At 63.2% G+C, this 13,366-nt stretch carries 14 protein-coding genes; 8 read left to right on the forward strand and 6 right to left on the reverse strand.

The genetic code is table 11. The annotated features are described in order from the left end of the window. The first annotated feature begins 33 nt into the window (after positions 1-33). Positions 34-711, forward strand: a complete 678-nt coding sequence (locus H9654_RS06350; RefSeq protein WP_057687381.1) for a response regulator transcription factor — start codon at positions 34-36, stop codon at positions 709-711. Beyond that, entirely contained in the window at positions 704-2,047 is a 1,344-nt protein-coding gene (locus H9654_RS06355; protein ID WP_191769891.1) for a sensor histidine kinase, read from the forward strand. Before H9654_RS06350 ends, H9654_RS06355 begins: the two co-directional genes overlap by 8 nt. 117 nt (positions 2,048-2,164) lie before the next feature. Here H9654_RS06355 and H9654_RS06360 read toward each other — a convergent pair whose 3' ends face one another. Beyond that, on the reverse strand, positions 2,165-2,416 hold the full coding sequence (locus tag H9654_RS06360; protein WP_225211907.1) for a helix-turn-helix domain-containing protein: 252 nt from the start codon (positions 2,414-2,416) through the stop codon (positions 2,165-2,167). A gap of 46 nt (positions 2,417-2,462) precedes the next feature. Next, positions 2,463-2,873 carry a type II toxin-antitoxin system RelE/ParE family toxin gene (locus H9654_RS06365; RefSeq protein ID WP_455233757.1) on the reverse strand — a complete coding sequence of 137 codons (411 nt, stop codon included), beginning with the start codon at positions 2,871-2,873 and terminating at the stop codon, positions 2,463-2,465. A gap of 434 nt (positions 2,874-3,307) precedes the next feature. On the opposite strand from H9654_RS06365, the gene H9654_RS06370 reads away from it, so the two are divergent. Continuing rightward, positions 3,308-4,132 carry a hypothetical protein gene (locus tag H9654_RS06370; protein WP_191769893.1) on the forward strand — a complete coding sequence of 275 codons (825 nt, stop codon included), beginning with the start codon at positions 3,308-3,310 and terminating at the stop codon, positions 4,130-4,132. Positions 4,133-4,159: 27 nt separating this feature from the next. Here H9654_RS06370 and coaE read toward each other — a convergent pair whose 3' ends face one another. From coaE to H9654_RS06385, 3 genes are read right to left on the reverse strand one after another with little or no spacing between them, the layout of a single operon-like run. Next, positions 4,160-4,777, reverse strand: a complete 618-nt coding sequence (gene coaE / locus H9654_RS06375; protein WP_191769895.1) for a dephospho-CoA kinase — start codon at positions 4,775-4,777, stop codon at positions 4,160-4,162. Further along, the gene (locus H9654_RS06380; protein WP_057687384.1) at positions 4,774-5,637 is read right to left on the reverse strand and encodes a prepilin peptidase; all 864 of its coding nucleotides are present in this window, start codon (positions 5,635-5,637) and stop codon (positions 4,774-4,776) included. The genes coaE and H9654_RS06380 overlap by 4 nt, the downstream gene beginning before the upstream one ends. A 3-nt stretch (positions 5,638-5,640) precedes the next feature. Further along, on the reverse strand, positions 5,641-6,900 hold the full coding sequence (locus H9654_RS06385) for a type II secretion system F family protein (protein WP_191769897.1): 1,260 nt from the start codon (positions 6,898-6,900) through the stop codon (positions 5,641-5,643). A gap of 355 nt (positions 6,901-7,255) precedes the next feature. On the opposite strand from H9654_RS06385, the gene H9654_RS06390 reads away from it, so the two are divergent. From H9654_RS06390 to H9654_RS06410, 5 genes are all read left to right on the forward strand, one after another. Beyond that, the gene (locus tag H9654_RS06390; RefSeq protein ID WP_191769899.1) at positions 7,256-7,672 is read left to right on the forward strand and encodes a pilin; all 417 of its coding nucleotides are present in this window, start codon (positions 7,256-7,258) and stop codon (positions 7,670-7,672) included. Between the two features lie 77 nt (positions 7,673-7,749). Beyond that, the gene (locus H9654_RS06395) at positions 7,750-8,169 is read left to right on the forward strand and encodes a pilin (RefSeq protein WP_191769901.1); all 420 of its coding nucleotides are present in this window, start codon (positions 7,750-7,752) and stop codon (positions 8,167-8,169) included. A 205-nt stretch (positions 8,170-8,374) separates the two neighbouring features. Beyond that, on the forward strand, positions 8,375-11,497 hold the full coding sequence (locus tag H9654_RS06400) for a fused MFS/spermidine synthase (RefSeq protein ID WP_191769903.1): 3,123 nt from the start codon (positions 8,375-8,377) through the stop codon (positions 11,495-11,497). A 385-nt stretch (positions 11,498-11,882) separates the two neighbouring features. Then, positions 11,883-12,242: a hypothetical protein gene (locus tag H9654_RS06405; RefSeq protein WP_191769904.1), complete on the forward strand. Its 360-nt coding sequence runs from the start codon at positions 11,883-11,885 to the stop codon at positions 12,240-12,242. After that, a complete protein-coding gene (locus H9654_RS06410) occupies positions 12,239-12,526 on the forward strand; it encodes a helix-turn-helix domain-containing protein (RefSeq protein WP_191769906.1) in 288 nt (95 codons plus the stop codon). Before H9654_RS06405 ends, H9654_RS06410 begins: the two co-directional genes overlap by 4 nt. 139 nt (positions 12,527-12,665) lie before the next feature. Here H9654_RS06410 and H9654_RS06415 read toward each other — a convergent pair whose 3' ends face one another. Further along, positions 12,666-13,106 carry a type II toxin-antitoxin system HicB family antitoxin gene (locus H9654_RS06415; protein WP_191769907.1) on the reverse strand — a complete coding sequence of 147 codons (441 nt, stop codon included), beginning with the start codon at positions 13,104-13,106 and terminating at the stop codon, positions 12,666-12,668. Between the last annotated feature and the right edge of the window lie 260 nt (positions 13,107-13,366).

Below are 13,366 nucleotides of genomic sequence, written 5' to 3' on the forward strand. Positions count from 1 at the left end.
ACCCCGGCACCCCATCATGAAACAGAGGTCCCAGTGCGAATTCTCGTCATCGAAGACAACAGTGATATTGCCGCCAACCTCGGCGACTACCTCGAGGACCGCGGCCACACGGTGGACTTCGCCGCCGACGGCGTGACCGGCCTTCACCTGGCCGTGGTGCACGAGTTCGACGCCATCGTGCTGGACCTCAACCTGCCCGGCATGGATGGCATCGAAGTCTGTCGTAAGCTGCGCAACGAAGCGCGCAAGCAGACCCCGGTGCTGATGCTGACCGCGCGTGATTCGCTGGACAACAAGCTGGCCGGTTTCGATTCCGGTGCCGACGATTATCTGATCAAGCCGTTCGCGCTGCAGGAAGTGGAAGTGCGCCTGAATGCGCTTTCGCGCCGCGGCAAGGGCGTGCAGACCCGCGTGCTGGAAACCGGCGACCTGGAATACAACCTGGATACGCTGGAAGTGCGCCGCCAGGGCAAGCTGCTGCAGCTCAACCCGACCGCGCTGAAGATCCTGCAGGCACTGATGGAAGCCTCACCGGCCGTGGTGACCCGCCAGGAGCTGGAAACCCGCGTATGGGGCGAGGAACTGCCGGATTCGGATTCGCTGCGCGTGCATATTCATGGCCTGCGTGCGGTGGTGGACAAGCCGTTCGAAGTGCCGATGATCCAGACCCGCCATGGCATCGGTTACCGGATCGCCGCGCCGGATGCCTGAAAACGCAGCACCCAGGCGGGCACGCCGGCGCGGACCTTACCGTCGCCGGCTGCGCAGCCGCATCATCGTCTCTTTCGTGCTGTTGGGCTTCTGCCTGACCACGCTGTTTGCGTTCGCCACCAACTGGGCGCGCATGCGGGTGGAAAACCAGCTCGTCGAAGACGTGATGAATCGGAATATCGACGAATATGCGCGGCGTTTCGCGTCCGATTCCAGTCGTAATCCCGATCTTCCCGTGCAGCAGATGTTCGCCCGGCTGGTCAAGCCGGACCGCTTCGAAGCGCTGCGCCAGGAAGAACCCGACTGGTACGAATTCACCGACGGCATCCACAGCGTCAGTGGCACCGATGATAGCGGCCAGCCGTATTCGTACAAGCTTGCGGTGCGCAAGACACCCCAGGCGTGGTTCTTCCTTGCCTATGACATGACCGAAAGCCTGCGCGGGGAGACGCAGCTCAACCGCGCGCTGTTCCTGTCCGTGCTGGTGTTCAGCCTGCTGTCGCTGGTGCTGGGCTGGTGGTCGGCATCGAAGGTGATGAAGCCGGTATCGGATCTGGCCAAGCGGCTGCGCGCCTACCGTGGCGGCACCAGTGATCCCGAACCGCTGGCCCCGCGCTTCCCGGACGACGAAGTCGGCCAGCTGGCGCAGGCGCTGGATGATTATTCGTCGCGGCTGACCGAAGTGGTGCAGCGCGACCGCGAGTTCAACGCCGACGTCAGCCACGAACTGCGCACCCCGCTGGCCGTGATCCGTGGTGCCACCGAACTGCTGCTGACCCGGCCCGGGCTGGACGAAAAAGTACTGCAGCGCCTGCAGCGCATCCAGCGTGCCGAGCAGCAGTGCAGCGATCTGATTGGCGCCTTGCTGCTGCTGTCGCGCAACGAGCGCGGGCAGGGCACCAGCAACGTGGCGCGAGTGGCCGAGCAGCTGCTGGAGTCGCACCGCGCGCAGCTGGGTGGCAAGCCGATCACGCTGACCCTGGAAGGCGCCCGCGACGTGATCGTGGACGCGCCGGAGTCTGCGTTGTCGGTGGCGTTGGGCAACCTGATCGGCAATGCGGTGAAGTATTCGCAGGACGGCGAAGTGCGGGTCAACGTCGGCAACAATGCCGTATCGGTGGCCGACAGCGGCCCCGGCCTGAGCGAAGAAGACGCCGCCAAGCTGTTCCAGCGCGGCTACCGCGGCACCCATGCCGGCCACTCGCAGGGCGGCGGTATCGGCCTGTCGATCGTCAGCCGCCTGTGCGACCTGTACGGCTGGCAGGTGAGCGTGCGCCCCGGCGGCGACCGCGGCGTAGTGGCCACCCTGACCTTCGCCCCGAAGCTGCTCGGCTAGCCCGGAAATCGGTAGTGACGGCCGCTGGCCGTCAGGTTTTGCCTTTGCCCTTGCCCTTGGTACGTGACGACCGTCGGTCGTCACGTACCTACCGCCACGCTTGCACTCGTCGCGGCTTCATAGGATGGCCTGCAGGCCCCGGTCGGCAATGATGTTGAGCAACTTCAGGGCAGGGCCTGCGGGATGGGTCTCGCCCTGTTCCCACTTTCGGATCGTGGACACGGACGTGTGCAGGTGAAGCGCAAAGACTGGCTGGCTGAACCTCAGTTCCTCCCGCAGCCGCTTGATGTCGGCCGCACTGAAGTTCCTGACCGGTGGCGGACACATCGCGTCGAACTCACGCATCGTGAGCTTGCTGATCGCGCCCATGTCCTGCAAAGCCTGCATGTCGCCGCGCAGCGATTCAATCAGTCTGCTAGTCACACCGCACCTCCAACAATATGCCGCACCTGAGTGCTTTGGCTAGATCCAAGGGCTCAAGGTTCAGCAGTGCCTTACCCGCGAACTGCATCGCCTTTCGCTCTTCAGGGGTGATATTTGCCCTCTCATTCTTCGCGTAACCATGCAGGAAAACATATCGCTGACCGATGCGCGCTGAGATCAGGGTTCGATAGCCGCCACTCTTCCCGCAACCGGCACGGCCGATCCTCTTCTTGAAAAGCTGACCGCCCAGATCAACGTCGAACAGTCCGCACCTCAGTTCCTCAACGGCCTTGCACAAAGCCGCGTCGGGGAGCTTTTCGCTATGTTGCCACCGCGAAAAATCACGTCGTTTGAGAACAACCATTGCCGCTTCGCCAAGTGTACCCGAAACGGGTACAGTCATTGCGCCATCGCCAGGAGTGGAGTGGCTGCTGTTCGGACGAATGTGCGGCGGTGGAGGATCCTGCCTCCATCGGGCAACTGCTTACGTTTCGGTCGTGTAACCGGTGAGCCAGCGTGCTCGCACTGCGGTTACGCCTGCCGTAAGGCGCCGGCGCTTAGCTCGCTTCGCCCTTGCCTTTGGTGGGTGACGACCGTTGGTCGTCACGCCCTTGGCCGCTGGCCGTCAGGGCCCTGCCGCTGCGCTCGCCGAGCAGGGCTTGGCGCTACCGTCGATCTTTCACCAGCTCGCACAGCGTGCGCGCGTGCCGTACGCTTCAGGCCAAGAGCACTGAAACAGGAGGCGGGATGCGATGGAAAGCAGCAGCCGTGGCACTGGCCTGTGTAATAGCATCAGGTGCTGTTGCATGGCGCGTACACGAAGAACCTTCTTCCACAATGCCTTCGCTGAACGCCGCCGAATCACCGCCGACCAAAGGCGTGTCCGAACCGGCGCATGAAACGCAGGCAGTGAACGGCCCGGATACCTTGGCCGAGTCCCGGGCGACCGCGTTCTGGCGTAGCCACCAATCAGCAGACCTTTCGGCCCTGCAATGGCAGGCTGACCAAGGCAATGCGATTGCCCAGCGTGAGCTCGGCCAAGCGTACCTGCGATGCTTGCCAGCGCTCGCGAGCCCGGCGGACGACTACCTGCGAAGCGCGCGCAGCATGGCAGCGAATCTCTCGACTGCAGAAGAACGCGCACTGCTCGTCGGGGCTGCACAATTTCGTCTCCAACAATGCCAGTCACTGGATGGTGGGCAGCGCGTTCCTGCAGAGGCGGCCGCGCTCTGGATCGATGCCGCCGCAACCCGAGGGGACGTACCTGCGCAGGCGATGGCGGCGTTCCGTTCATCGGGCGAAGGCAGGCCCGAGCGCATTGCTGCCGCGTGGGAGCGCGCATTGCGGGAGGCCGATGGGCGCGCCCTGCATGCCCTGTTGGGCAGCGAAGACAGTGCCGGCTTCACCCGCCACCTCGGCACTGTGGTCAAGCCAAATGACGCCTTGGCGGTCATGTCGGTTGTCGCGTGCAGAATGGGAGCGGCCTGCCAACCTGGCGGGGAGGTCATGCTGGAACTCTGCCTCAACGCTTTCCACTGCAGCGACCGTAGTTTCGAGGAGTTGATTTTCCAGCCCGGTGAGCTTGGTGATCGAGAACTCGCGATAAGGGCGCAGATCGATTCCGTCGTGCGCGTCATCGTACGTATGCAGGCGCTGGATTGAAGCCCAGCCGAAAGTGGGCGCGGCCGACTACTGGCCGGTCAGCGCCAGCTTCAAATAAGCCCCATGCAACCGCTCCACCTGCGCCTGCAGCGCATCCGGGTGCCCATCATTGGCCACTACGTCATCGGCCAACGCCAACCGCTGTGCCCGACTAGCCTGCGCATCGATCATCCGCTGTGCCAGCACCGCATCATTGCCATCGCGCTGCATCAGCCGGGCAAGCTGCAGGGCCTCCGGCGCGTCCACCACCAGGATCCTGTCCAGCCAGCCATAGGCCGCACGCCCACCGGCCTCGGTCAGCAGCGGAATCGCCGCGATGGCATAGGGGCCTTCCGCCTGCTCGCATTGCGTGCGCAGCAGCTCGCGGATGGCGGGGTGGGTGATCGCTTCCAGTGCCTTGCGTTCGGCCACATCGGCAAACACATGGGCACGCAGCCGCGCGCGGTCCAGCGCGCCATCGCCCAGCAGCATGCCGGGCCCGAACCGTTCGGAAATCATGGCCAGCGCCGGGCTGCCCGGCGCCACCACCGCACGCGCGGCCAGGTCGGCATCGGCGACGGTCACCCCCAGCGCCTCGAAGCGCCGGCTCACCTCGCTCTTGCCGGAGGCTATGCCCCCGGTCAGGCCGACGACGAACCGGCTCATCGCAGGCCGGCGTATCTCAGGTAGCCGTCAATCAGCGGCTCGCCCCACATGAAGACCAGCCAGCCGGCGATGGCCAGGTAGGGCCCGAAGGGAATCGGCGTGGCGCGGTCACGGCCCCGGCTGTAGAGCCAGATCGAGCCGACCACGGCACCCACCACCGAAGAGAGCAGGATGATCGGCAGTACGCCTTTCAGCCCGCACCACGCGCCCAGTGCGGCCAGCAGCTTGAAATCGCCGTGGCCCATGCCTTCCTTGCCGGTCAGCTGTTTGAAGATCCACCACACCGACCACAGCGACAGGTAGCCCACCAGTGCGCCCAGCAGGGCAGGCTTGGCGGGCATGTACAGATTGTCGACCGCGCCGATCAACCCCAGCCACATCAAAGGCAGGGTCAATTGGTCCGGCAGCAGCTGGGTGCGCATGTCGATGCCCGACAACGCCACCAGGAAACAGGACAGCACGATAGCGCCAAAGCCTTGCCAGCCGAAGCCGAACTGCCACACGCTGGCGAGCACCAGCACGGCGGTCAGCAGCTCCACCAGCGGGTACTGGATGGAGATCGGGGCCTTGCAATGGCGACACTTTCCGCCTTGGATCACCCAGCTGAACAGCGGGATGTTCTCGTACCACGACAGCTTGTGCTTGCAGTGCGGGCAGTGCGAAGGCTCCACCACGATGCCCGGCGGCGGCGGCTCGTAGATGTCCTCCTGCTCCAGCACCTCGTGCGCGTCGCGCTTCCACTGCCATTCCAGCCGCTTGGGCAGGCGCAGGATGACGACGTTGAGGAAGCTGCCGAGCAGCAACCCCAGGCCGGCCGCGGCGGGGTAGCCGAGGACCGGATGCTGGTCTAGAAATGCCATTTGTTATCCAACCACCGCGCCGAGTTTGAAGATAGGCAGGTACATACCGATCACCATACCGCCAACGACCACGCCAATGAAGACCATGATCATCGGTTCCAGCAGGCTGCTCAGCGCGTCGACGGCGTTGTTCACTTCCTGCTCGAAGTATTCGGCCACCTTGAACAGCATGGTATCCAGCGCGCCGGCCTCTTCGCCGATGGCCGTCATCTGCACCACCATGTGCGGGAAGATGTTGACCTGCTTCATCGCCATGTTGACCGGGTAACCGACCGACACGTCATCACGCATGCGCAGCACGGCCTCTTCGTAGACCTTGTTGCCGGTGGCGCCAGCGACGATGCCGAGTGCTTCCACCAGCGGCACACCCGCCTTGAAGGTCACAGCGGTAGTGCGGGCGAAGCGGGCGATCGAGCTGTTGTGCATGATCTGGCCGATCACTGGCACTTTGAGGATCACCCGATCCATCGTGTGCTGCATTCTCGGCGATCGCTTGTAGGCCATGATCGCGCCTACTGCCGAGCCTCCGACGATAATAAGGATCAACCACCACCAGGCGACCAGGAATCTTGATGCGTTCACGATCAGCTGCGTGAACGCAGGCAGGTCTGCGCCGAAGCCTCGGAAAACTTCTTCAAACTGGGGAACCACAAACACCAGCATGATGCCGCTAACCAGAATCGCAACAACGATGACCATGAGCGGGTAGAACAAGGCCTTCTTGATCTTGCTCTTCAGTGCTTCGATGTTCTCTTTATAGTTCGCCACGGTATCGAGCACGGTCTCCAACACACCTGCGCCCTCACCGGCACGAACTAGATTCCGGTAAAGCTCATCGAACTGAACGGGGTGCTTGCTGATCGCTTCGTACAGCGACGAGCCTCCCTCGATATCCGTGCGGATGGTGTCGACCATCTTCTTCATCCGCGGGTTCTTGTGACCCCCGCCGATGATTTCAAGCGACGAAACGATAGGCACACCCGACTTCATCATGGTCGCCATCTGGCGGCTGAAGAAGGCGATGTCTTTCGCAGATACAGGCTGACCAGCCTGCCCGAACAGTGGTTTACCTTTCGACTTTACGACTTTTGGCGTGATGCCCTGACGCCGAAGCTCCGCCTTAAGAAGATTGGCATTCTTGGCCAGCTGCTCGCCTTTCATCTTGACGCCGCGCTTGTCGGTCCCCTCCCAGACAAAAGGCGCCAACTCCATGGTGCTGCGCGCCACGGGCTGTTTCTTGATCGCACTGCGACTTGCTGACATTTTTTGGCTCCCCGGCCTGCCATCCCCAGCAGGCATCTAGCCGCAGATGCTAGCGGATTCCTGACCTCCTGGGCAGCCCGGCGGCGAGGTGACGCGGGCGGCAAGTCGGCAAGGGCCAAAGGTGACGCGCCGCGTCACATTGCCGGTCCCATCGCAGAACCCGGAATAAGGGCTTCCCAATAGGGGAAATGCTGGCATCATTGCCGCTGGGGAGATGAGGTGGCCGTGCCGGGGAAGTTGGCACGCAACCTGCTTAGTTTCCCTCTGCAAGGTGCTGCGGCCCGCTCAACCGGTGGGACCACCGGCTCCGGCAGCAGTTCCTTTCCACACCACCTAATTCCTTGGGGATGTAAAAATGAAGAACCAGAAGGGCTTTACCCTGATCGAACTGATGATCGTCGTCGCGATCATCGCAATCCTGGCCGCGATCGCCATCCCGCAGTACAACGACTACACTGCGCGCGCCCAGCTGTCGGAAGCTTTCACCTTGGCTAGCGGGCTGAAGACCCCGATCGCTGAAGCCTATGCTCAGGACAATGCCGGCACCTCGTGCGCCAAGCCCACGGGCGCTGTCTCCACGGGCAAGTATGTCGCTTCGCTCACCGCCACGGGCGGTGATGCCGGCTGTGTAGTTGCCGCCACGATGAAGACCACTGGTGTGAACGAGAAGGTCAATGGCAAGAAGGTCGAACTGACCTTCGTGCCGGCTACCGGTGCTTGGACCTGCAGCACCGATGCTCCGGCAGAAGTCAAGCCGAAGGCTTGCGCGTAAGAGTTTAGTTCTAAAGGTAGCAAAAGAGCCCCGGTTGTACCGGGGCTTTTTTTTAACGGCGCAAGGGGGCGCTTGGTATGAAGAACTACCGCGGATTCACTTTAATAGAATTGATGATCGTTGTGGCGATTATCGCGGTACTGGCGGCGATCGCCATTCCTCAATACAACGACTACACGGCACGAAGCCAGCTGTCCGAGGCAATTGTCTTATTGGGTGGCTTCAAAACGCCTGTCGGGGAACAGTTTTCAAACGACAATTCAGCTACTTCCTGTTCTATCCCTAGCGACGCGGTGACATCGGGAAAATACGTCGCCAGCATAAATGCAGAGGAGGCCAATCCCTGCGTGATTACTGCCTCGATGAGGGGCGACGGGGTTAACAAGAAAGTGCAGTCCTCGACGGTGAAGATAACCTACGCCGCCGCAAGCGGGATTTGGAGCTGTACGACGAGTGCACCAGAAGAGGTCGCCCCTAAGGGTTGCCCGCACGAATAGCACGGCTCATTCGGCGGAGATATTGGCCCTGTCCGACGATCAAAGAGAGCGAGAGCGTTAGGCCGGTGCGCGTGCAGCCGGATGCCTAAGTCGGAAGCCGGGGTGTCCGTCCGCCCTGCTCCCTGCTTCGAAGCGCCTTTGCGTAGGGATTCGGGTTGAAAGTACTGGCCCAATAATGCGAAAACGTGTGTGCCTCCACACCTGAGTGCTCGCTTTTTTGGACAGCCAGCGCAACACAGCCCTCTACCTCCTCCCCATCTTCATCCTCTCCGGCTTCGCAGGCCTGATCTACCAGTCCCTCTGGAGCCAGTACCTCGGCCTGTTCCTCGGTCATTCGTCCCACGCCCAGTCCCTGGTCCTGATGCTCTTCATGGGCGGCATGGCCATCGGCGCATGGTGGGCAAGCCGCCGCAGCACTGACTGGCGCTACCCGTTGCTCGCCTACGCGGCCATCGAACTGCTGATCGGCCTGCTCGGCCTCGCCTTCGATGGCATCTTCCAGGGCGTCACCGGCTGGGCTTACGCCCACCTGCTGCCCGGCCTTGACGGGCAGGGCGCCACGGCAGTGCGCTGGACAATCGCCACCGTGCTGGTGTTGCCGCAGTGCATTCTGCTCGGGGCCACTTTCCCGCTGATGAGCGCTGGTTACCTGCGCGTGCAGCCACAGGCGCAGGGGGAAGTGCTGGCCGGCTTGTATTTCGCCAACAGCATTGGTGCGGCGGCGGGGGCGCTGGCGTCCACGTATCTGTTGTTGCCGGCGCTGGGGTTGCCGGGCGCGGTGATGGTGGCGGGGGCGTTTAATGTCCTGGTGGCGGTGCTGATTTATCCGCTGGCGCGGGGTGGGGAGTCGGGTGTTGGGTGTCGAGCAAGCTCGACACTACCTGGTGGGGCGAGGGATTTTGAGGGAGGGTGTCGAGCTAGCTCGACACCACCTGTGGGGCGAGATCGGACGGTGGTGGCGGTGCTTTGTATTGCGCTGCTGACCGGGGCGAGTTCGTTCGTTTATGAAATTACCTGGGTGCGCATGCTGTCGCTTGCGCTGGGCACTACGCTGCATTCCTTTGAGTTGATGCTCGCGGCGTTCATTGCCGGCATTGCGTTTGGCGGGCTGTGGCTGCGTCATCGTGCGGATCGCATGGTCTCGCCGCTGCGGGCGGCCGGATGGGTGCAGGTGCTGATGGGCTTGGCTGCCCTGGCTTCGATGTTCGTCTATGCGCAGGCGTTCGAATGGGTCGGCTGGCTGATGCGGGTGATCGTGCGCAGTGCGGAAGGCTACGGGTTGTACAGCGTGGCCAGTGCGGTTATTGCGGTGCTGGTGATGTTCCCGGCTGCGTTTTTCGCGGGCATGACGCTGCCGTTGTTGACGCTGGCGCTGTTGCGGCAGGGGCGCGGTGAGAAGGTCATCGGGCAGGTGTATGCGTTCAATACGGTGGGCGCGATTGTGGGTGTGCTGGCGGCGGTGCATGTGCTGATGCCGATGTTGGGGCTGAAGTACGCGTTGCTGGTGGCGGCGGTGGTGGATGTGGGGCTGGGGGTTTGGTTGTTGTGGCCGGGTGGGGTTGTGGGGGTTGGGGCAGTAGCAGGATCAAAAGCGTGGCGACCAACGGTCGCCACCCACCAAGAGCAAGAACAGGTCGCCACCCATAGAGGCGCTGCACTTGCTGTGGGGCTGGGGATTGTTGGCGTGATCGCGGCGGTGGCGCTGGTGCGGTTTGATCCGCTGGTGCTCAGTTCTTCGGTGTACCGGCATGGCGGTGCGCGCTTGCATGACAGCGCGAAGATGTTGTTCTTCAAGGACGGGCAGACGGCCACGGTGTCGGTGTTCGAGACCGATCGCGGGGCGGGACCGGTGCGCTCCATTGCCACCAATGGCAAGGTGGATGCGGGCATGACGGTCAGCGTGGATCAGGAGCCCAGCGGCGATGAATCCACCATGGTGCTGCTCGGCGCGCTGCCGCTTGCGCTGGGTCATGGCTTCGAGCGGGTGGGGGTGATCGGCTTCGGTTCCGGGTTGACCACGCATACGTTGCTTGGCGATCCGCGCGTCGGCCAGGTGGATACCGTGGAGATCGAGCCGGCCATGGTGGAGGGCGCCAGGCTGTTCGGTGATCGTGTGTCGCGCGCCTATGATGATCCGCGTTCGCACATCGTCATCGATGATGCCAAGGCGCATTTTGCCGGCAGTGGGCGCCGCTACGACCTGATCATTTCCGAGCCCTCCAATCCATGGGTGGGCGGTACGGCGTCGTTGTTCAGCGATGAGTTCTACGCGTTCGTGCCGGGCCAGCTCAACGACGGCGGCCTGTTCGTACAGTGGCTGCAGTTGTATGAAATCACGCCGGAACTGGTGTCCTCCGTGCTGGACGGACTGGTCGATCATTTCAGCGATGTGCGTGCCTATCTGGCGAATGATTCAGACCTGATCATCGTGGCCACGCCGAAGGGAAAGCTGCCCGAACTCAATGCGGGTGTGTTCGAACATCCGGCGCTGCGTGCCGAACTGGCGCGCGTGGGTGTGCACGGTTTGGATGACCTGCGCGATACCTACGCGATGGGGGATGCCGCGCTGCGTGCTTACCCCGCGTTGTATCCTTCGCCGCGTCATTCTGATTACCACCCAATCCTGACCCTGCGCGCGCCGGTGGCGCGTTTCCAGCAGGGGTATGTGGGGGACGTGGAGTCGATCATGACCGCGCCCTGGCCGCTGACCCGTGCGTGGGGCGGGCCGGAGCCGCGCGTACCCCCGGCGGAAGGCGCCCAGCTGAACCTGCAGGTGCTGCAACGTCGCAGCACGGCCTATCTGTTGTCGCAGCGGCTGCAGCACGGGGCGGACTTGCCGGGCGGTGGCGACCATGCGTTGGCCGATGCGCTGCGTGCCCTGGGTGAGCGCTGTGAACTGGAGATCACGCCGCTGGAAACGGCCGGGCTGGTGTTCTTCCTGGCTGGTGAAACGGTGCCGTTCCTGGCGCCTGCTGAGCGCGAGGCCCTGTGGGTGCGGCCGACGTGGCGGCCATGTCCGTTGCGCGATCCTACGGTCATCGATGCGCTGGCGCTGGTGTCTGCGGCGGCCACCGATGATCACGCGCAGGTTCTGGAAAGCGGCCAGCGCCTGCTGGAGGGCCCGCACAGTGTTGCCCTGCTGGCCGACGCGCGATCGGGTTATTACCTGTTCGGGGCGATGCAGTACGCGGCGTGGGCCAGTGGCGATACGGCGCTGGCGCGGGCATTGTCGGATCGCTATTGGACCTCGCTGGGGACTGATGCGCGGGCCAGCGGGCGGTTGAGATTGCTGACCTATATGGCGGCGTTGGGGAAGCAGGAAAGGTAGCGCCGAGCCGTGCTCGGCGAGCGCAGCGGGAAGGACAAAGGCAAAGGCGTGACGACCAACGGTCGTCACCCACCCGGGCAGATGTTGACGGCCAGCGGCCGCCACTACCGTAGAGCAGGTAGGTGTCGAGCAAGCTCGACACTACGGGAGCGTGCGTGTCGCGGTGGGCGTGGCTTTGCTTCGGTGCGGGCACGCTGAACGAGTTCGCGATGGGTCCGGCCGCCGTGCTGAGCGCTTGGCCTGGCAGGCGTCACCGGTATCCCAACCCGCATCGCCCGCCACCTGACGCTTCGGCGCCGGTGGCCTCCAGCCTTGCGAGGTACGCAGATGGAATCGCATTACCCCCCTTGCCGCCAAGCGGCTGTACCCCCTGCTGGGCGACAAGATGCTCGACTTCCCACCGCACTTCATCGAACGCCTGGAGCAGCGGCTGGAAGCGTTCGAAACCTCACGCACCAACAAGCATGTCGTGGTGCCGCTGCGCTTGGTGTCAGACATCGAAGACGATGCTGCGCCGACGGTTGACGACGGCGGTGAGGAACCCCAGCGCGCTGCCCTGATCGCCGTTCCCATCCGCACACTGCAGGCGTTGGCAGGGATCTTCGAAGTCCTGCACGCGGTGCATCTGGGTAAACAGGACGTGCAGTCGGAAGGCAATGTCAGCAGCCTGATGGTGGAGGGTCTGATCCTGTCCGGGCGCGACCTGGTGCGGTCATCGGCCGATACCATGTGGAGCCCGCCATGACGCCCTATGAGCGTGCCAACGTCCGCGTGGCCAACCACCGCGCCGCCGAGACGGCCGAGTATCTGGATGCCCGCCTGCACATGGCCAATTATGAGGAATCCACGTTCGCGCGCTCGCTGCTGCTGGCTGCCGAACTGCATGGCATCCAGCATGCGGCACGCGAGTGCGGGCTGAGCGACGAAACCATGCGCCGGCAGTTGAACGGTACCCGTCCCCTGTACTTCGACAGCGTGCTGGGCGTGATGCGGGCGCTGGGTGTGCAGTTGCGGGTGGAGATGGTTTGAGGGGGGACTATATTTACCCGGCACCCGGGCCGTTGATGTCGGTGCAGAGATGGATCCGTCTGGAGGTGCCCAAGGGCACCCTCAAAACCTGATTTTCAACGTGATCCGCAGCGGCCCAGTGGCGCGCGTGTCCCACGGCTCACGAAGTCAGCGATGCGGGAGACTGCTTGGAGCCTCCTTGGTTGCGGCCAGCCACGCCGCCCAACTCATGTTCCGCGGCCAAAGCCAGATACGCCGATCGGGACATACGCCGCAACGCCGCTGCTTCATCGATCCTACCCACCAGATACTCTGGCAGGCTGATATTCAAGCGTACTGCTCTCGTGCTGAGCTTGGACAGGTCGACATCAATCAGCATCCAGAAGCCACCGGTGTATTCGTCGCTCTGGCTGTAGCGATCCAATGGCGATGCGGGCCCAGGGCCGGCTGATTCGCCTTCATACATGGCTTCTACTGCCTCTTGCACCATGCGTGGAATATCGGCGGCTTCGTCGGCCGCAGAGAAGACGCCAGGAAGATCAGGAATGGTGATGCCGTAGGCGGCGCCTGGTTCGTGGTGGACGTATACGGGATAGAACATCAGGTCCTCCATCCGGGCATGGGCGTATTAGCCCAGATGCGCCCTTGCTACACAAGTCTACACAACAATTTTGAAGAATTCCTCAAGCACGCACGCGAGCCGGCTGCATGGACCATGAGCTCCGAGCAGCACGCTACCCGGCGGCGTTGTCTGATCGGCGTCGGTTCGTGAAAGCGCCAACGAGGAGGGGTGTCGAGCAAGCTCGACAGCTACGGTGGGCGCGGTGAAATCGGCGGTCTCAGGGTAAGATGGAGCCTGCT

This window comes from Stenotrophomonas lacuserhaii (assembly GCF_014836545.1).
GTDB classification, from domain to species: Bacteria; Pseudomonadota; Gammaproteobacteria; order Xanthomonadales; family Xanthomonadaceae; genus Stenotrophomonas; species Stenotrophomonas lacuserhaii.